10 protein-coding genes and 1 riboswitch are annotated in these 19,761 nt (G+C 42.8%); of the genes, 1 reads left to right on the forward strand and 9 read right to left on the reverse strand.

Annotated features, from left to right (window positions below; genetic code table 11):
- Window positions 1-28: 28 nt before the first annotated feature.
- The 6 genes from ACGE0T_RS00300 to ACGE0T_RS00325 all read right to left on the reverse strand — a co-directional run bounded on the left by ACGE0T_RS00300 (window position 29) and on the right by ACGE0T_RS00325 (window position 12,996).
- On the reverse strand, window positions 29-1,150 hold the full coding sequence (locus ACGE0T_RS00300) for an ABC transporter substrate-binding protein (RefSeq protein ID WP_459188578.1): 1,122 nt from the start codon (window positions 1,148-1,150) through the stop codon (window positions 29-31).
- A gap of 2 nt (window positions 1,151-1,152) precedes the next feature.
- Entirely contained in the window at window positions 1,153-2,244 is a 1,092-nt protein-coding gene (locus tag ACGE0T_RS00305) for a YncE family protein (protein ID WP_459188579.1), read from the reverse strand.
- A 19-nt stretch (window positions 2,245-2,263) separates the two neighbouring features.
- Window positions 2,264-4,264, reverse strand: a complete 2,001-nt coding sequence (locus ACGE0T_RS00310) for a TonB-dependent receptor plug domain-containing protein (protein ID WP_459188580.1) — start codon at window positions 4,262-4,264, stop codon at window positions 2,264-2,266.
- Window positions 4,265-4,297: 33 nt separating this feature from the next.
- Window positions 4,298-4,551: riboswitch (cobalamin riboswitch) on the reverse strand.
- A 101-nt stretch (window positions 4,552-4,652) separates the two neighbouring features.
- A complete protein-coding gene (locus ACGE0T_RS00315) occupies window positions 4,653-5,873 on the reverse strand; it encodes a clostripain-related cysteine peptidase (protein ID WP_459188581.1) in 1,221 nt (406 codons plus the stop codon).
- A gap of 170 nt (window positions 5,874-6,043) precedes the next feature.
- Window positions 6,044-8,368, reverse strand: a complete 2,325-nt coding sequence (gene tamL, locus ACGE0T_RS00320) for a translocation and assembly module lipoprotein TamL (RefSeq protein WP_459188582.1) — start codon at window positions 8,366-8,368, stop codon at window positions 6,044-6,046.
- Window positions 8,365-12,996: a translocation/assembly module TamB domain-containing protein gene (locus ACGE0T_RS00325; protein ID WP_459188583.1), complete on the reverse strand. Its 4,632-nt coding sequence runs from the start codon at window positions 12,994-12,996 to the stop codon at window positions 8,365-8,367. The genes tamL and ACGE0T_RS00325 overlap by 4 nt, the downstream gene beginning before the upstream one ends.
- A gap of 142 nt (window positions 12,997-13,138) precedes the next feature.
- Here ACGE0T_RS00325 and ACGE0T_RS00330 point away from each other — a divergent pair, with 142 nt between their 5' ends.
- A complete protein-coding gene (locus ACGE0T_RS00330) occupies window positions 13,139-13,918 on the forward strand; it encodes an inositol monophosphatase family protein (RefSeq protein ID WP_459188584.1) in 780 nt (259 codons plus the stop codon).
- A gap of 95 nt (window positions 13,919-14,013) precedes the next feature.
- Here the strand turns inward: ACGE0T_RS00330 and ACGE0T_RS00335 are convergent, their stop codons facing one another.
- From ACGE0T_RS00335 to ACGE0T_RS00345, 3 genes are all read right to left on the reverse strand, one after another.
- Window positions 14,014-14,820: a hypothetical protein gene (locus ACGE0T_RS00335; protein ID WP_459188585.1), complete on the reverse strand. Its 807-nt coding sequence runs from the start codon at window positions 14,818-14,820 to the stop codon at window positions 14,014-14,016.
- Window positions 14,821-15,042: 222 nt separating this feature from the next.
- Window positions 15,043-16,476 (reverse strand): RagB/SusD family nutrient uptake outer membrane protein, encoded by a 1,434-nt coding sequence (locus ACGE0T_RS00340; RefSeq protein WP_459188586.1) that lies wholly within the window; start codon window positions 16,474-16,476, stop codon window positions 15,043-15,045.
- A gap of 39 nt (window positions 16,477-16,515) precedes the next feature.
- On the reverse strand, window positions 16,516-19,551 hold the full coding sequence (locus ACGE0T_RS00345) for a SusC/RagA family TonB-linked outer membrane protein (protein ID WP_459188587.1): 3,036 nt from the start codon (window positions 19,549-19,551) through the stop codon (window positions 16,516-16,518).
- Window positions 19,552-19,761: the final 210 nt, after the last annotated feature.

Below are 19,761 nucleotides of genomic sequence, written 5' to 3' on the forward strand. Positions count from 1 at the left end.
CATTGAGCTTGGGGGGATTTTTGTATATTTACTCTTGCATTTTCCGGTAATAACGGGGTGTATAACCGGGTACCAGCTCGGGGTGGAATACCCAGATCAAGTCCTTTAGCAAATAATCGGGATGTAAAGGAAATTCTTCGTAATAGGGAACGGCTCCTGTATTGCAGGTATAAATGTGACGTTTTTTGAATGCGTCGAAGTTCTCATAAGGCGTGTACTCCGTACGAAGTTCATTGTATGTCATCTCTTTTGCCTGATTGTATTTGACAAGCCAGATGTCGGCATGTATGGCTTTGTCCAGAACTGTTTCAAATGCCAGCGGGGTGCTTCCTGCTCCTGGTAAATCATTAAAGAGATAATCTGCACCTGCATCGCGGTACAGGTTTGCTATATAACTGGAGCCACTGGGGGTATACCAGGAAGAACCGAATTTCTTTTCGGAGATAACGGTAGGCCTGGGAATGTCTTTTTTTACCAGATTTTTCAGTTCCAGATAACTTTGTTCCGTAGCGCGGAATATTGAATCCGCCCTCTTCTCTTTACCGAACAGCATGCCGTAAAAACGTATCCATTCGGTGCGTCCTAACGGTTGGGACTCCATGTAATCGGCTCCTTCAATAATGGGTATACCCAATTTCTCGACCGGACCGTAGCTGCTGTTTTGGAAAGGAGAGACGATAACCAACTCAACGCCTTGGTCTATCATCTTTTCCACATTCGGTGCTGTAGCCTCTCCCATATCGGCAATCCGTCCGTTCTTCAGCCCTTCCTGAATGGCAGGGGTGTCCATATAGCGCGGTTCACAAACACCTATAATCTTGTCGGTTTCTCCAAGCTGGTCGATAATGGCCGCATGAACAGAGGTATATACGACTATGTTTTGTATAGGTATTTGTACAACTGTGCCTTTGGGGAGGTTCGTCGGAACAGGCTTCTTACGGTCAACCAGCAAATAGCGTTGTAAAAGCCGGGTACTGTCCCAAGGGTCATGTATCTCTACTGAAGTATAATTTTCGAAGTGTTGGGTGGAGAAGCCTTGGGCATAGCGGATGGTGTCGGATGAAAATGCTTCACCATGAGAAGAACTCTGTTTCGTATGACAACTACATACGAAACAGAGTAAAAAGAGAAAAGAAAGAATCCTTTTCATATTTATTTTACAAACAAAGCTTTAACCGGATTCAGACCGACAGAATATTGATATTGTTTCTTTCCACTGGCATTAAAGAAATAAATATCCCCATTGGTTTTATAATCGGACTCAGTGATATAGATATATCCGGTAGAAGGTTCAACACCGATTTTATACGGTTTAGCAATGGTTGTTCCATCTGTAATAAAATTATTGCTGATAACTTTTTCGTTGGTTGCGTCGTAGCAGATATATGAAATTGTCTGGTTCCAGTTTGCATCGTATTGTGAATGCAGAATATATAATTTATCACCTGTAGATGCCAGTTCTGTTGCCTTAGTCTCAGTAATTACGGATACTTCATCTTTTTGTGTATCGATACGCTGGAATGTATTAGGTATATCTCCGTAATTACCTAAAGAAACCACATATACATCTCCCTGATTATCTGTTACAACATTGGCTGGATTAGTAACAACTTCAATCTTTTTTATTTCTGTAAAAGAAGATAAATCGATGACGGAAACAGTTTTGTCGTATCCTACAGGAGTATTATAGTCCATACCTCCGGAATTTGCCACATATAATTTATTATTAGCAACAACTAATTGTTCAGGATTACGTCCTACTTTTACTTTATTTTCAATCTCTAATGTTGCAGTATCCAGACGTGCCACATAGCCATCGAATAAGGATACATATATTTTCCCTTCATAAGAGGTCATATAGCGAGGTTGCAGAGCTGCGTCCCCACTTGATTTTATTTGTTTAATAGACTCGCCTGTTTCATCCAGAACTTCAATCGTATTTGAGCCATATACAGCTATATATAATTTTGAGCCGTATTTGATTATGTCGTTGGCAGTATCACCTAAACCTCTGTTATTGATTGTTTTGAATGCATCAACATCTATTTTGGCTGTAGACATGTTGTAGTAGGATAATCCGGAATTATTATTTCCGTTATTTCCACTGTTTAGGAAAATGAAACCATTTAGTTTTTCTACGGAATCATCGTCATCTGGAATATCATTGTTTTTCTCACATCCAGTGAAAGAGAATAATGTCAGTGCACAAAGTGCGGACATAAAAAGGAATGTTCTTTTTTTCATTTTATTTCTGTTTTTACTATTAATATGTTACACTCAAACTGAGGCGCCAGGAGCGGCCGGGCATCGGATAATATTGAATAATATCGTATGTTTTGTTTGTAAGGTTTAGTATTTCACCCTGTAGACGAAGCGTGCATTTCTTTAGAGTAAAACTTCGATTCGCAGAAATGCTGTGTTCTATATAAGATTTAATTAAATTGCTTTCGATATTTTGAGGTAATGCATATCTGTCTCCTGCAGCTACCAATGTATAAGAAATATTTACCCATGGGTTTTCTACAGATGCGGATACGGAACCCGAATGACGTGGTGTATAAGGTATTTGGTCCTTATAATTTTTTTCTTGGGGGTCCGTAAGATCGATGGCATGTTGGAAGCTGTATGCCGATGACAGGATTAATGAGATTTTAGAAGTTATAGGAATCTCTGAACTCAGATTGACATCCAGCCCTTTGATATCAACTTCGCCCATATTCATCATTTTCCAGATATACATATTGGGGATAGCAACTATTTTGTCGTGTATTTTATTATAATACCCATCGGCAGACAAGCTGAATGAACGTATGAATGAACCGATTTCACCACTCCATGTCATTCCGATATTATATTGAGTTGCACGTTCCGGTTTCAGATTGGTATTTCCCATTCGCAGGTAATATAAATCCGTAAATGTCGGTACCCGGAAAATATCTTTGTAAGAGGCGCGGATACGGAATGCCTGTCCTGCAAAGGGGCGCCAGGATAGGCTTACTGCCGGAGAAAGTCGTTTACGGTCTTCCGGACGGTCTCCATGTTTTACCTGATCGGTGATGTAAGTACCTAATAAACTCGCCGTAGCTGTAAGAATGGGGCTCTTATATTGTGCTGCAACTGCCGTAAGTGACGTCAGGCGTTTGGGGAGAGGCGAGTCTATAAAATTATTCTCAAGCGTATTACGTGCAATATCCGTATTCAATGTAAAAGACAGATATTGCAAAGGCGTATATAAAATGCCTGCGGAACCATAGTATTCGTTTTGTGTGTTCAGGTCTTCCTGCATTCCTCCTGAATACTTATCATTGATATCCCTGTATTTACTGAATGAGTAGTTATATTTAATACTGGCCTGGAATTTGAGGAAATCAGTAAACTGATTGTCATAATGAAATTGAGTGAAAAAGTTTTTGTCCCATAGCCTTTCTTTGGCATTGTCGTTGTAAAGAATGACAGAACCTGGGAGTCCACGTTCAGAGTTATAATAGTATACCTTCCCTTTTAAATTCCCTCCTTTTCCAAAATCACCAAATACATTTGCTTCGAGGCGTAACGCATAAGTATCACTATTCTTACGGATTTCTTTTGTTATTTCTTTTCCGTTAATCAGCGTAAAAGGGTAATCACCTTTGGCACTGAGCCAGTCTGCATATAAAGTCGTAGCCCATTTATTTCCTATTTTCTGGTCATAACGGATTGCCGGATTAAACAGCCCGAAAGAGCCTCCTTTAATTTTTGCAAAAAGGTTGTATGATTTATCCTGAAATCTGGGCCTACTTGTCTTTATACTCAGCGCCCCTGCCGATGCATACATTCTTGCTGTCTGGAAGATATCGTCGGATTGCCCGATGGATAGGGATACCATTTCTACATTATCCAGAGAAAATCGGCTGATGTCCACTTGCCCGCTTTGGGCATCGGTGATGGTTACGCCGTCATAGCTGACAGCCGTATGTTTGGCTCCAAGGCTACGAACGGAGACAGTCTTTAAACCTCCGATACCGCCATAGTCCTGCACTGTAACACCGGAAAAACGTTTTACAGCTTCCGATAAATCCTGCACGCCAAGTCTTTCAATACTGTTGCGGTTCATTATTTGCAGGGGAGTGGTTTCGCGCATTACAGACGGACGCGATTTACCGACAACCTCGACATCCTTCAGTTGATAGGTCTTAGTCGTGTCGACTTGGGCATGTAAAAACATAATGCCATTAAGCCAGAATAATAGCAGGCTTAAAATCTTCTTGATGTACGTATTCTGCATAATTATCGATTTATCAACCTCTTCACCCGAGAGATTGTATAAAGGATTATGGCAGGTTTTCTGGCTTGTTCTCCCTTATTTCGGCTACCTTCCCAACTTAATAGCTGGCAGTGGACAAGTGACAGTTATACTGAACTTTCCATTTGTTGGCTATTTGTCAGTGGCAACGAGTTTTGCCGGGGTTTCAGAACTTACAGCTACGGGTACAGCGCCGTACTTTCAACGGCTTCCCTTTTACTAACAGACCGTGGAAACGGTACTGTTACACCATAATCTGCGTGCAAAGATATAATTCTTTTGAACATAAAAAAAGGGTATCCGGAAAAACCGGATACCCCACAGGTGTATTTGTTAAGGATTCATCAAGTAGAGTATCTATTCAATTGTTTTATTTCCTGTCTTTATCAAAACCAGTTGCTTTGGACCAGTCATAATTGTTTTTGAATGCGGTATTTATCTGATTTAAACCCGGAGTATTCCGGAGTATCGGCAAATAAAAAGACAGGCCGCTTCCATAATCCGCTATTCTTATAAGTTCTTCTTGCTCTGAAATATCTCCCGGAACAAAGTAAAATTGTATGATTGCTTTGTCTATTGCGTTTTTAAATGTGTTTTTTAAATCTTCATTTTCTGATAGGAAATATAACCCACTTATATCCAGTAAAATAGACTCGTAGTAATCAACGAGATTTTTATTTTCATTAAGAGTATGACGCATTTCGTCATAACTCATATTTATACTTTCCAGTAGCTTGGAGGTTGCGGTTGCCAGATTTTCCAATTCGGATGTTTTTGTTATGGCAACGGTAAATCCATCGAAAGTATTTTTATTCTTATTAGTACTATAGTCTGTAGCGCTTAGCTTGGCAGCTTTGTACAAGTCTGCATGTGGTTTAGTATATAGATACGGGATAATTGTTTCATAGGGATATCCGTATCCGGGAAGAGGGAGAGCCGAAGCCATTATGTAGTCGCATTTATTCCGTAGCTGGTAAACGCTTTCGGCATTGGACATATTACAGGCATGGAAAATAATAAAATCATATTTTACAGGAAGTATTTTTGCCAGGTCTGCAATTTCCAGTGTACTTCCATAACGGTCCGGACCTGCTATACCTTTGGTTTCGCTGTCATTTTTTATTCCGGGTAACCAACCATTGCCGTGTGCTCCGATTATCAATCCTTGTGACTCTGCCGGATAGAGAGTGACGACGTCACTCAAGACAGTCTGCATTACATTCGGATTTCCGGCATCTTGATCTTCGTAGGTTTTGACTACTTTGCTGACGATCATGTCTGTCGTATCGTGCGTGATTTCCAATAATACCGGCTGACCGAATTGGGTTAAATGGTTGGAATTATCAAGATATACTAATAGGGTTCCATCTATATCATCATCCCAGCCTTTTTCCATTTGGTTTACAGTCTCTTCCAGCGCATACCATAAACTCATATCTCCTACCAGATATGCTAAAACAGTACGATTCGTTTTTGCATGTGGTCTGGCTTCATTCGGATCTATGGGAGGTACATCGGGAGCATCCTCTTTGCTACAATTTGTAAATCCAACGGCAAATAGCAATAATAATAAAAAGTAGAACTTTTTCATCTTTGTTTTTAAATAGTTGTTATTTCGAAACAAAAGTATCATTTGCAAAGATGAGATAGTGGATAAATTGTCACATTTTGGGTCCGTATCGTCACTATATTTTTTGAAAAACAACCTTTTAAAAGGATAGTTTATTATATGACAAGCTGTTAGAATTAGCTGTAATTGTTTTAGAACGGATATCCAATGGCAAAGTGAAGTCCCAGTCCATCCTTAAATTTGGGAATGTTGTAATATCCTTTTTTGCCGGTTTCATAGGGAACATGAATACCGATACCCAAATCCAGGCGGAGAACAATAAAGGTCAGGTCATATCGTATACCGACTCCTGTTCCCAGTGCCAGGTCTTTGAAAAAGTCTTTCAGTTCAAATTGTCCGCCCGGACGGTTTTCATCTTCACGGATTAGCCAGATATTGCCACTATCCAAAAATACAGCCCCGTGCAGGTCTCCTAAAATGGGGAAACGGTATTCCAGGTTCGCTTCGAATTTCAGGTCTCCGGTTTGGTCCAGGTAGCCGTATTGTGTATCGTTAGGATGATAACTTCCGGGACCAAGGGTGCGGACTGTAAAGGCACGGATACTGTTGGCTCCTCCTATATAGAATTGTTCGCCGTAGGGAGTTATATCCGAGTTTCCATAACTGTAGGCTGCCCCTGCCATTAAACGTCCTACCAGATGCTGCCTGTTTCCCAGATAGTAATTATAACGGATTTCACTGGTCAACTTTACGAACTGTGCAAACTTATTCCCGAACAGCGTTTTGTTCTTTTCGTTGAACTTGCTTCCCGTAAGGGCATAAATCCCCCCGATTATGTTACCAGCCTGCGTGATAGAGGTCTGCCACCAGATATGATTCTTTTTACTGGTGATAGGAGAATCGTCGTAGGTATAGGTATATCCCATTGCGGGAATAAACTGGTTTTCCAAACTTAAGCCCAATGCCCTGTTTACATTTATGATAGAGTCAAATTCTGCGGTAGTACGTTGCAACAACGAATAAGTCAGTTTGAATGGAGTTACGGAATGCTGGCTGGTTGCCGAAGGTTGGAAATCGTAAGATGCACTTCCTCCGAATGCCAGCATCTTGAAAAATTTGGCACGGTTCAGTTGGTCAATATAGATACGGAAAGAGGTACTGGAAGGATATTTCGTATCCCCCTTTACCAGTTTTGGGAAAAGGACCTGTGGGAATGTCAGCGTTGTGTTCACTCCTAATTCCCAACTGTTGATTGTAGAACTGTTGCCGACAACGTGACTTCCTGTTTGCCATTCATAAGAACCGCGCAACCGGACATTGAAAGTTTCGCCTCCGCCAAACACATTACGTTTGGTGACACTGAAAATAGCGCCCGGACCTAATTGCCCGTTGCTTTTGGAGGTTACGTTCAGTTCTAATTCACCATCCAGCGGAAGGTCGTATACCGTATTGATTTTTAGATTCAGTGTATCGCAGCGGCGTGAAGTATCCTTCGGGGTATATTGCATTTCCGAATATCGGAAGACTCCCAGGCGCGAAAAACCGGTCTGCGTTTTCTCCTGTTGTTGTTGCGAATAAAATTCACCCGGGCGGAACTTTATCCGGTTGTAAAGAACCTTGGGACGTACCCTGAGTTTTCCCTCATAATAAATGGTCAGGTCTTTATAACGAACGGAGTCGGTGGGCATTTCATAATCGAAGCCATTCAGATAGACGGAAACGTCACCTATTTTCCAGGGGCGTAATACGGTGCGGGGTAATCCCGGTTTTGTAGAAATACGTAAAGCGACCTTGCCCGGATTTAGTAAAGTGTCTGCCTGATAGGTAATAAAATCAGGACGGAAATAGTAATATCCGTTATTACGGAGCAGGGAAGATATACGTTGTCTTTCCGCCTCCAGTTTTGTAACATTGAAATTATCGCCGATATTTAAAAGCCTGTCTCCTATATTTTTTTGTATCAATGTATCGACCCGGTGACGTAATCTAACATAAGCGATACTGTCGTAAGTATACGGCTGGTTCATTTCGACTTTGTAAGTGATTTTTGCCTTTTTCGGATTCTTAGGGTCTGGATCTATCTGATAGGAAGTCGCTCCATTGAAATATCCATATTCACGAAGCAGATTATAGGCGACCTTGGTTCTTACCTCCGGATTGACCGTATTGATATATATAGGCTTACTCGCCAGTTTCTTGAATATCCATTGCCCGATTTTACCTTTTTTATTTACGAAAGCATTATATACCCACAGTCCGAACGGGAAAGGAATACGGATGGAAGAACTTCCCAATAATGCATTATTAGGCGGGTAAGAAAGTGCCGCTTCGACTTCCGACAGCGCCTCTTCTCCTTCCGGGGTGATGTCTTGATTTTCGACCTCAATCTTTTTAATACCCGTATAGAGCACTTCGTTTTCGGGCAGATTCTTGGTAGTGGAGCAGGACATGAGGAATGCTAACAAAAATGATAGCACTAAACATCCTATATGATATATGTATCTTTCTTTTTTCATTTTGTCTCTTCTGTCTTTTCTTCCTTAACCGGTTTTACCTTGTTCTTTTTAAAAATAAACAGTTCACGGAGATGGCGCATTTTCTTACGGAGTACGATACCGGCACCTGTTTCCGTGATTACCCCTTCCAATAAACTTTCATAGTTTTTGTTGTGGAAGAGTTTGATATACCGGGTGCCGCTGCCATCCAAACGATATTCGATGGATACATTATCGATGAACGGCTGTGTCTGTCCCTGTTGATTGGCATTTTGCCCGGTAGAGATACGTCCGCCGAGAATAATGCTGATACGGTCGTTGTAGAACCGTTTGGCAAAACGGAATGAGAAGTCTGTTCTTGAACCTCCTCCGGCTGTTCCGTTTTCATCATATTGTTCCATACCAAGGGATATATCCACCGATTTAAGTGCGCTACCGGCAATATTGTTAATTTCGCTTTGCAGGAAGCTGTTCAGGGCGGACCCCATATCGAGGCTCGGCTTCTTGGATGTGGAATTTTTATCGTTTACATTCAGGTACATGCCTGTAACAAGCATGGTCACTGCGATTTGTGCCCGTTCGCTTTCACCCAGTTTGGCTAATTCCTGTTGCATGCTTTGGTCTTCAGGAGCGGAAATAATAAATTGAAGTTGCAGGTTTTCAAGCGTTTCTTTGATAGCAACTCCCACATTGAAAGTTACAAGACGTGCCGGTTGTTCTCCTATCGTGACGGATGCCCTTACCCGTTCCGTTGCCGTCAGGTTCATCATCGGGTCCATCGGGTTGCCGCTCCATTGCACATAGCTTCCGGATTGTATATTAAATTCTTTCAGCGGGATAATCGGCAGGGCATATTTTACCGTTCCGCCGGACAGGGTGTATCGCCCGTTTAATATCATGTCTCCTTGTGTTGTGTACTGGAAAGACAAATCTCCTCCGCCTTCCAGTTGTATACGGCTGGATTCGTCCGGGGTAATATCTGCATTCAAACGGACCGACTGGTCGATATGGATTGTCATCAACATATCCAGCCCGCCGATGGGCAGAGGCGACTCAGGCCTGCGTGTACGGGTAATTAATGTATCGGAGAAGTCCACAAAAGTAACCAGGTCGGCAAGCCGGTCTTGTGCCGTAAGCGGGGATTCCTGCATGACATAGGTCACATTCGTTCCTCCCAGGAGTTCCAGTTCTCCGCGCATCATCAAGGTGCTGAGTGGCCCTTTCAACGTAGAGTTCAGGTTGACAAGCAGTTTCCCATATACCATGCTTTCCTTCGTCTTTTTTGTATTCAGCAATTGCATTTCGTGGGCGGTCAGACGCAGGTCGGCAAGCATTTTTGCCGGATCATGGAAGTCGATAGTTCCGTCTATGACAAAAGGATTCGTGGTAGAGGTATAGATACTGTAATTATCGAAATCCATCAGGTTATCTTTGACTTTAATTTCTTTGGGGTCGAAATTGAAAGAAGTTCCGACAGCTGTAACGTACACTGCCGCACTGTCTAACCGCATATTACCATTTACTTTCGGTAGCTTGCTGGAACCGGTAATCTCCATTTCTCCCTGTAGCTTACCGCTCAGTTTAGCCATATTGTCGGGAATGAACGGGTTGACCATTTCCAGAGGAAGGTCGGTAATGTTGATGTTCCCATCTATATGGTCTTGTTTTCCGGCTGTGTAGTGAGCCATGATGGAAGCCACTTCATTCTGGTCGCGGAATAAGTGCATATCCACCTGGTGATTGTTTTTTCCCGTAGGCAAATATACCGTATTGAACATAAGCTCTCCGACCCTTCCTCCATCATAGAACAGGCTGTCTATATAAGCGTCGGCTACTACCAGGAAATTACTGTCGGACGGGGCATATTGCAGGTCGGCATTCAGCAGCCCCCGCATAGCAGGCAAGTCCGGGAAACTCTTGGAGATCAGATTCAGGTCGATTTGAGATAACTCGGCATGAAGTTCTTCCATTTTTCCATCTTCCGGCAAAGAGTGTATCCAGAGGGAAGAGTTCTCCAATCCGGAAAATCGCACGTTGGCGGCAATATCTTTTATATTTTTGTACAGGATATAATTATCCGGATTTAGCTGGAATGGACGGAATACGAGGATCGGGTCTTCGGGGAACAGGTGCAGGCGGAAACCTTCCCGTTCCTTATCAGCACGCAATCCGATATGTATACCGGTATTGCCTTGCCCGTCGGTATAGCGAAGTTCCGCATCGGCAAATGTACTTCGTATTTTTCCGGTAAGCCCGGCCGTAAACGGAGATTGCTTGCGGAATCTTGTTTTTACCACTCTTGCGTCATATAGTAGTCCGAGAGAGTCTTCGTGCATTTTGAAGCAAATGGTATCTATACGTGTGGTATCCTGCATTAACGAAAAGAGGTCGGCATCCATTTGGAATCCGTCTTCCGGAGAAGTAGATGCAATTACTTGCAGGTTATTGAATGTGATGTTCTCTTCCTGAAGGATGTTGTAAATAGGATTGTCTTTCCCTGCTGTAATCCGCAGATCCATATCCGGCATTAACGGACGGAATGACGGCAGGTCGATGATCGAATCCCTTTCGAGTTGCTGGTTTATGTTATTATTGATTTTCGTGAATTTATCAGCCAGTGTTTCAATATCCGTGTTTCCTGTCAAAACAATGCCTAAATCTCCGGCATGGAAAGATACCCGTGTCGTGTCTACCGTACTTTGGGCATGTAAGGTAAGTGTTTTCGGACGGAATTTCCCGGTATTTGTAATTAATTCCCAGTTACCCAGCGTAACATCTATCAGGTTGTTTTTCCCCATATCCGTTTTAGCCTCGGAGAACAGTTGGAAAGAGGTTGCCAGCGAATCTGTCATCAGATGCATACCATATAAATCGAGATTATCCACGTCTGCAATCAGCATCGCTTTGATTTCTTTCTTTAGCAAAGTAGCATTTAGTGACATATCGATTTTTGCCAGCGGATATAAGCTCTTCAGGTCAAACAGTAAAAGATTCTTTTCCAGTGAGCCTTTCAGGGTTACATCTGCAATGGAGGATGCCCCGTATAAAATATCGCTTATCGTTCCATCAACTTTGGCATGGGTACGGGCGGAAAACGGGTCATATCCTTTTCCTTCGGCATGGAGCGAGACCGTCATTCTGTAAAGGGAGTCCTGGGGCAGGAAATGGACAGGTTCCAGACTGTCTGTTCTCAAATCCATTCCATAAGTTTCCAATAGGGGATTGAAACGGGCAGAAAGCTCGACTTTTCCTTTATCTTGCAACAGTTCGATTTGTGCCTGATATTCTCCATTCCTAAGGGAACCCTCCCCTGTAAGCCGCATACCTTCCGGAATATTATAGCGTGCTCTTTCTTTTGCCGGTAGCATACTGAGGATAAAATTCAGATTTCCGGTTTTTGCATCCAGTTGGAAATCGCCGGAGCGGGTGATACTGTCGGTTATATTCTGTAGTTTTCCGGATATATCCAGATTGAAAGTCCCCGGTATTTCTCCTTTCAGTTGGCGAAGGCGGAGAGCCGCTAAATTGCCTTCTACTCCGGTTGTCACGGAAAGAGGTTTGGTAGGGAACGACTTTTTCAATTCATCAGGCAGTGTCCCTGCAAATGTGAATAAATCCTCTTTTCCGAGAGAGGCGGTGAGCAATGCATGCAACGTCCCCTCCGGTTTGTCTGCGAAAGAACTCCAGGGTACATTTGCCAGCAGACGTACTTCGGAATAGGGAGTTTTGAGCAGAAGTTGGGGCACCTGTATTGTTGTGCTGTCGCTTGCCAGATTTCCGGTAAGTGAGTTAATGGTCAGGCCGGAACGGTCGACAGCATTCATTTCCAGTATATTTGCATTCATTTCCAGCCCTGCATATAAAATAGAATCTAATGAGATATTCACATTGTTCAGGGCGAGGTGCATCGGGTCGAAACCGGGTTGTTCCTTTTTGTTGTCGCCATCATAATTGAATGATGAATTGGATAACCTGAATTCTTTAGCTCCGTACCGCTCTGTTCCGAGGTCGACAAAACCGCTTGTCAGGCTGGCTTTGTCTATATAAGTAGCCAGACGAAGTGAATCGTTTGGCATTTGCAGTGCGAAAGCAACGCGGTCCAGATTTATTTTTTCCAATAGCAGAATCCAGTTCACAACGGTTGTCGTTGTATCTGTTTTGGGAGTGGTATCATTCATTAACAGAGTAATAGCTGCATCCGAAAGCTCTACGGTATTCAGGCGTGCCGTCTCTTTTCCTAAATTGACACGGTCTGCATGGAGATAGAACCGGTCCAGGTTCCCTTTTATTTCCATGCCTTCGATTAGCTTCCCTGTGTTGACCTTTACCTTGTTCAGGTCGACGGCTTCAACCAGCACTTCTTTTTTAAGTAAAGGAAGCGGCCGGATACTAACCTTAAGGCTTTCGAGGTCGAGTAATGTATCGGGAGTAGAAATAACCTGCACTTTTCCAACGGTCAGGTCCAATGGAAAAGATAGCCGTATTTCCCCAATGCCTATCTGCATGCCTGTAGCTTCGCTGGCGTATTGGGTAGCCAATCGCACCGCAAATTTCTGGAAAGGAGGTATATAGAGTAGAATAGAAACTATGAATACCAATACAACCGGTATTAGAAGCACAATCCCTATCCGCTTAATCCAACGTCTCATCTGCTATTCGTATTCTCTATTTTTGTACTATGATAACGGTTAAAACACGTATTTTGTTTCAGATTTATTAAACAAATATAGCATAAAAATAAATGAGGCGCAAAAAAGATAATTACATTTGTGAAGAATAAAGAGTATCATTATGTTAGATGTAGAGAGCCTTTGTGCAAAAGTACGGGAGATAGCCCTCGAAGCAGGCGCTTTCCTGAGAGAGCAACGCGAAAAATTCGATAGTAGCCGGGTGGAAGAGAAGAGTGCGCACAACTATGTGTCGTATGTGGATAAGGAATCCGAACGGCGGCTGGTAGAACAGCTTTCCGCATTACTGCCTGAGGCGGGATTTATTGCAGAAGAAGGGACTGGTAGCCTGGACGGACAGGAATATTGCTGGGTGATAGATCCGCTGGACGGTACTTCCAACTATATCCATGATATGGCTCCTTATGCGGTGAGTATTGCTTTACGAACCAGGGAAGAAATTATACTGGGTGTAGTATATGAGGTGTGCCGGGATGAATGCTTTTATGCCTGGAAAGGGAGTAAAGCCTATTTGAACGGGAAAGAGATACATGTGTCCGGCATACGGGAGTTCGATAAAGCGTTTATCGCTATAGGCTTCCCTTATGATTCAGACCATTACCGCCCGACGGCCCTGCATTTGGTTGATAAATTGTATGGCTTTGCCGGAGGTACCCGTCTTTTGGGTTCCGCCGCCTCTGAAATTTGTTATGTCGCAGCAGGGCGCTTTGAAGCACGTATAGAAGGATTCCTTGGCCCATGGGACGTTGCGGCTGCAGGGATTATCCTGATGCAGGCAGGTGGTATGCTGACGGATTTTGACGGAAAAGATACCTGGTCGTCAGGTAAGCAGGTTGTGGCAAGTAATGGGGCATTGCATGGTACGATTCTCTCTTTAATTTAGAAATTCCATAGTTATGCTTTTTCGGAATCATAACTATGATTTTCCGAAAACATAACTATGAAGCGGGAAAAACATGCTGTAATGTTCCGGTTCTGTTAGAACGCCCATTTCTTTCCGTAAAGCATGTATTGCGGTTGTAGGCCTCCTCCTTGGTAGGCTCGTTCAAAATTAATTCCGACTCCGAACTTGAATCCGTCATTTGCTTTAAATTCGACTGCACCCCCAACGTTCGTGTGGTTGAAGAAAGGGTTCATCAGCATGTGCGGGTTATGCTGTTCGTTGGCACTATAGAAAGCATATTGTCCCCAGCCTTTTATATCCACCTTGTCTGTCAGTTCGTAATTCGCCATTATGTTGAAGCCTCCCATAAATTGGGAAGAGAGGTTGAACGGGGTGAAAAAGCGACCTCCGAAAGCTCCTCCGGCGATTGTCAACCGGTCTTTGTTCCATACAAGTTGAGGCATGAGACGGGTCAGTCCGCCTGCTCCGGGCCAGGTATATTGTTGTCCGGTAGCAGTAAAGGTCAATCGTTCGCTAATCGGGATAACGGATGTTTCCGAGAAATCCAGAGCCATAGGGGATATCTGTTGCAGCATGGGAGCATATACGTTGAAAAACGGACGGTATGCCGAAGAATGAACCTGCATGTCCATCGGGCGTTCCGGCAAGGATGGTGAGGTGAAGTTCGGGACAAACTTCCTCAGTTGGGCATCTATCAATTGTCTGCCGGATGGGGTATAGGAATTAATTAATGATTTGGGCATTTCCAGTTTAAATACGGCGTATTTGGGCATTGCAATCATCTTTCCTTCTTTATTCCGAACCCATGTGAAGTTGGATTGCGCTTGGATTGCGAAAACGGCGAACAGGGATAAAATTAAAAATAATCCTCTTTTCTTCATAACCAATGGTTTTAAACGGGTTATTAGTTTACAAAGATAATCAAATAAGTGTGATTTCCTATTTTCAAAACATAGGTGTTTTGATTTCAAAGCATATATGTTTTAAATGCAAAACACCTATGTTTTGAAAACAGGGTAGGGGGGACATGAATAGGGGCATTAAAAAAGGGACTGCCTTTTAACTGGCAGTCCCTTCAAAATAGTTATCGTAAACTAATTTTCTTACTTCGGTAAATTGGCATCCCAGTTCGGTGTTTGTGTAACACCGGCAGCGGCGTTCACCTCTTTTGCAGGGATAGGATATACAAATTTAGCGATATCGAAATTTGTATAGTCTCCGTTTGATACGTCGATTTTTTCTCCTGAACGGCGTGCATCAAAGAAACGGTGTCCTTCCTGTACCAGTTCCAGGCGGCGTTCTTTCAGGATAAGAGGAATGATGGAGGCATCTTCTTTGATTGCATTTTCATCCAGGTCCGGATTGCGTTTGCTTGCAACTTCCAACAGGTTTTTGCGGGCTTCTTTATAATTTGCTTTCATGGCATATGCCTCAGCCAGGTTCAAATAGACTTCCGGCAGGCGCAACACTGGGACATTCTGGATGTCCAGATGTTGTCCGTTCTGAAGCAGACCGCTTAACTTACCTCCTGTCCATTCATATTCTCCGTCTTTGTTTTTGACATTCAATACGGATAAACGGATGTCTGTAGATGCAAACTCATTTCTTGTTGTCTCGTTTACAGATACGCCATAGTCTTTATACAGGGTATTCAGAGAATTGGCTGTCAGGTAATCTGTTTCCGTTTTTGATATCACGAACAAATCTTCGGAAGAAATGTCCAGGCGATAGAACATATTTTTATAGCTTTCTTCTGTAGAAACAATGCTTCCACCACGAAGTCCGATGGCTTCCTCTGCTGCTGCAATTGCTCCGTCATAATCTTTCATATACAGGCGAACACGTGCTTCCAATGCAGAAACTGCAGCTCTGTTCATATAGAAATAACCAACATCTTCCACATTTTCTTTATCGAAATATTTCTTTGCGTTTTCAATATCCGAAAGAATCAGTTTGTAATTTTCTTCAACAGTCGTACGGCCGATTGTTTCTCCCGGAAGTATTGTTTTCTCCTGGTTTACAATACCTAATGTACTTTTGTTTGCTTCGGAATAAGGCAATGCAAAGTAATTTACCAGAATAAATTCGCTTAATGCTTTGAGCCCGTATGCCTGTGCCACACAAGCGTCGATAGCTGCGATATCTTCTTCTGAAAAATCGGTAGCCGTTTTTGAGGCGTCGATGATGCGTGCTGAAAAGTTGATTACTTTGTAGCCATACGACCAGATATCTTTGATATATGTATTTGTCTCTAATACCTGATAAGCGAAAATGTCGTAAAAGTGGGAGGTTGCCACAGAGTGTGCAGACTGGTCGGAGGCCACATCACTCATTGCGAGAGCGTCTCTACCCATAAATTCGGCAGCACCCAAATAGTTGTAAACACCATGTAAGGCTACATCATAATCGCGTGCCGATTCGAATGCTTCTTCATCGGGGATGGAGGTAGTCGGAATTTCAGTCAGAAAATCATTGCATGAACTGAAGGACAGCAAGGATAATCCGATTAAAACGACGGAAAATATATTTTTCATCATGAATTTACTGTTTAATTTATTACTACTCATTTGTTTGTATTAGAAACCTACATTAATACCGAACATTACATTGGTCGGAACCGGATAAGCCCATGACTGAACACCGTCAGGACGGGTTTGCGGGTCGAAACCAATAAAGTCTTTTGAACGAACAGTAAACAGGTTGTCTGCGGAAACGTACACGCGGATATTATCAATCAGCGCATGAGCCAGTATCTGACGAGGCAGAGTGTAACCCAGAACCATTGATTTCATACGCAAATAGGAACCATTCATCAGGAAGCGGGAAGAGATTGCGTTTGCGTTAGAGCCGTCACCTGCTACGAATTTAGGAACATCGGTAATATCGCCCGGCTGTTGCCAGCGGTTTTCGTAAACGTAGTTGGTAACCGGACCCCAAAGATAGTGCCCTACCTGCATATCGAATGCAAAACCTGAGTTGTATACTTTGTTGCCCAATGAATAGTTCATATCAAAGGAGAAGTCGAATGCCTTATATTTGAAATTCATGCCAAATCCGCCATAGAATTTAGGGTCGGCAGAGCCTACGATACGTTGACCGGCTTCATTGATATTAGAAGTTGTTTCGTCACCTTCTTTACCCTTATACCAAAGGGGCGAACCGGTTTGAGGGTCTACGCCTGCATATTCCGGCATGTAGAATGTATGGTAAGGCTCGCCGACTTTACGGATTGTCGTGCTGCTTTCGATAGGTTGGTCGGTAGCAAGACGGATAATCTTGTTGCGGTTTACCGTTCCTGTCAGGTTTACATTCCAACTGAATTCTTTTGTGTTGATGATGCTGGTGTTGATAAGGAATTCAAACCCCTGGTTTTCCATTTCCCCCAGGTTCATTGTTTTGAAGTCGTAACCGGTCGTATAAGACAGAGGAACTTCGAAAATCATGTCTTTTGTACGTTGGTTATAATAATCCAATTCAACAGTTACCCGGTCGAACAGTACGGCATTGATACCAATGTCCGCTTTGGCAACAGTTTCCCACTTTAAGTCGGGATTTGCATATTGTGAAGGTACAGAACCCGGAATCTTGTCGTATGAATATCCGTATTCATATAATCCCATAGCTGCAAAATAACCGATATCCTGGTTACCTACCGTACCGTAGCTACCACGGATAGTCAGGTCGGACAACCATTCTTTTGTATCGGCCATGAAATCTTCTTCAGAGATACGGTATTTGGCACCTACAGACCAGAACGGAGCCCATTTGTTGTTTGCACCGAAACGGGAAGAACCGTCATAGCGGAAAGAGGCTGAACCATAATATTTATTATTGAAGTTATATTCTCCGTTGAAGAAGAAGGAAGCCAATGTGCTGGCTTTCGCCATTGAACTTGCTGAAACTGGGACGGAAGCTCCTCCCAGTTCAATTATCCGGTCAGACGGATAATTGTTGGCAACCGTATAGATATTCTTGAATGAAATTTTTTGTGCTTCTTGTCCTAATAAGATATTCAGGTTGTGTACTTTATTAAAAGAACGGTTGAAATTAATCGTATTGGTGATAGACAGTGTAGTTGCACGTTCCTGGTTTCTTTCTCCCTGCATCCAGCTGCTGGCGTATTGGGGGTTGTAGATAGAACTGTAATAGAACTCATTCAGGTCGATTAAGCTTAAACCTGCATTTGTTTTCCAGGTTAAACCATCCATGAATTTATAAGTGAAATAAGGATTGACAACTAAGGTTGTCTGTCCCTGGTTGTTCTTGTCTCCTTTGTCTTTGTCATTGATTGCTACCGGATTGTAATATGCATCCAGATTATATGAGCCGTCCGCATTATAGATTTGTTCAAAAGGACGAAGGTCGTATACGGCAACCATCGGGTTTTTGTACTGGCTTTCTGTCAGGCTGTTATCGATATCACTGAATGCTCCGTTAATGGAGATACCATATCCGATGCGTCCGCTGATACCGTCCAGGTTTACTCTACCCGTATAACGTTTCATCCCGGTACCGATTACTACGCCTTTGTTTTGATAGTAGCTACCGCTGATGAAGTATTTCAGTGTTTCGTTACCACCCTGGACACTTAAGTTATATTCCTGAGTGACACCATTACGTAAAATAGCATCCAGCCAGTCGACACTGTTCGTTACTTTGTTCAGGTCAACTCCGAATCCGTAAACCGGGTCTGCTATCTTAGCATATAAAATATCCATACCTTCTTGTCTATTAGCTGCATCTCCTGAATTAACCAATCCTTCCGCCCAGATTTCTTTGTACTGGTCCAAGTTTGTACTACGGTATTTATGGTCTAATTTGCCAACGAAGCTTACACCGGCTTTGGCACTGAAATTGAAACGCGCTTTGCCGCTTGCTCCTTTCTTGGTGGTAATCACGATTACACCGTTGGCAGCACGGGCACCATAAATAGATGTTGCAGTTGCATCCTTTAAGACTGTGATGTTTTCGATGTCATTCGGGTTGATGTTGGCAAGAGGGCTACTGGACAACTGTCCGGAACCCGGATCTTTGTTTACACCCATTTTGTCCGTGTAGATAGCAATACCGTCTACCACATACAGCGGTTCTGTACCTGAATTGATAGATCCCATACCACGGATTGTTGTAGAGGTGAATGCTCCCGGTTGTCCGGTAAAATTACCGACCTGCAAACCTGCAACAGAACCTTCCAATGAATTCATGAAGTTTGCATCGCTTCTTTTAGTCAGAGCTTCGCTGTTTACCACCTGTGCGGCTCCGGTAAAGGCTGCTTTTTTAGTAACTCCATATCCGGTAACCACAACTTCTTCGATATGTTGGGTATCGGATTCCAATTTTACCACTACATGAGAGGCCACTTTTACTTCCTGTGTAGTCATACCTACGTATGAAACAACAAGAATCTTTGCATTTGATGGAGCTTCCAATGTGAAATTACCATCGATGTCGGTAACAGCTCCTGCTGTTGTCCCTTTTACTACTACCGACGCTCCGATAACGGGTTCGCCGTCTTCGGCATAGATAACACTCCCTGTTACCTGTGTTTGCGCTGATGCCATACTTATAGCCGCAATAAGGCATAAGATGACAAAAGTCAACTTTTTCATCATAGACACAATCGTTTGTTGTTTGTAAATAAAAAATAACTAATACCTAATAATCCAATTTTTAAAAGTACAATGTTTCTTTATGACATTTGGTCTCCTTAAAAACGGGCGCAAAGGTAAGGAAAATCAAAACTATATGCAACAAAAGCGTGTCAATAGATTGTGTTAAATGATAAAGTGTAATCTGATTCCCTTTATTTTGATGGATTTATT

This window comes from Parabacteroides sp. APC149_11_2_Y6 (assembly GCF_054506995.1).

What these genes read in the sequence shown, in the direction of transcription:
- ACGE0T_RS00300 (WP_459188578.1), bottom strand. Translation starts at nt 1,150, where the DNA reads ATGAAAAGGATTCTTTCTTTTCTCTTTTTACTCTGTTTCGTATGTAGT.
- ACGE0T_RS00305 (WP_459188579.1), bottom strand. Translation starts at nt 2,244, where the DNA reads ATGAAAAAAAGAACATTCCTTTTTATGTCCGCACTTTGTGCACTGACA.
- ACGE0T_RS00310 (WP_459188580.1), bottom strand. Translation starts at nt 4,264, where the DNA reads ATGCAGAATACGTACATCAAGAAGATTTTAAGCCTGCTATTATTCTGG.
- ACGE0T_RS00315 (WP_459188581.1), bottom strand. Translation starts at nt 5,873, where the DNA reads ATGAAAAAGTTCTACTTTTTATTATTATTGCTATTTGCCGTTGGATTT.
- tamL (WP_459188582.1), bottom strand. Translation starts at nt 8,368, where the DNA reads ATGAAAAAAGAAAGATACATATATCATATAGGATGTTTAGTGCTATCA.
- ACGE0T_RS00325 (WP_459188583.1), bottom strand. Translation starts at nt 12,996, where the DNA reads ATGAGACGTTGGATTAAGCGGATAGGGATTGTGCTTCTAATACCGGTT.
- ACGE0T_RS00330 (WP_459188584.1), top strand. Translation starts at nt 13,139, where the DNA reads ATGTTAGATGTAGAGAGCCTTTGTGCAAAAGTACGGGAGATAGCCCTC.
- ACGE0T_RS00335 (WP_459188585.1), bottom strand. Translation starts at nt 14,820, where the DNA reads ATGAAGAAAAGAGGATTATTTTTAATTTTATCCCTGTTCGCCGTTTTC.
- ACGE0T_RS00340 (WP_459188586.1), bottom strand. Translation starts at nt 16,476, where the DNA reads ATGATGAAAAATATATTTTCCGTCGTTTTAATCGGATTATCCTTGCTG.
- ACGE0T_RS00345 (WP_459188587.1), bottom strand. Translation starts at nt 19,551, where the DNA reads ATGATGAAAAAGTTGACTTTTGTCATCTTATGCCTTATTGCGGCTATA.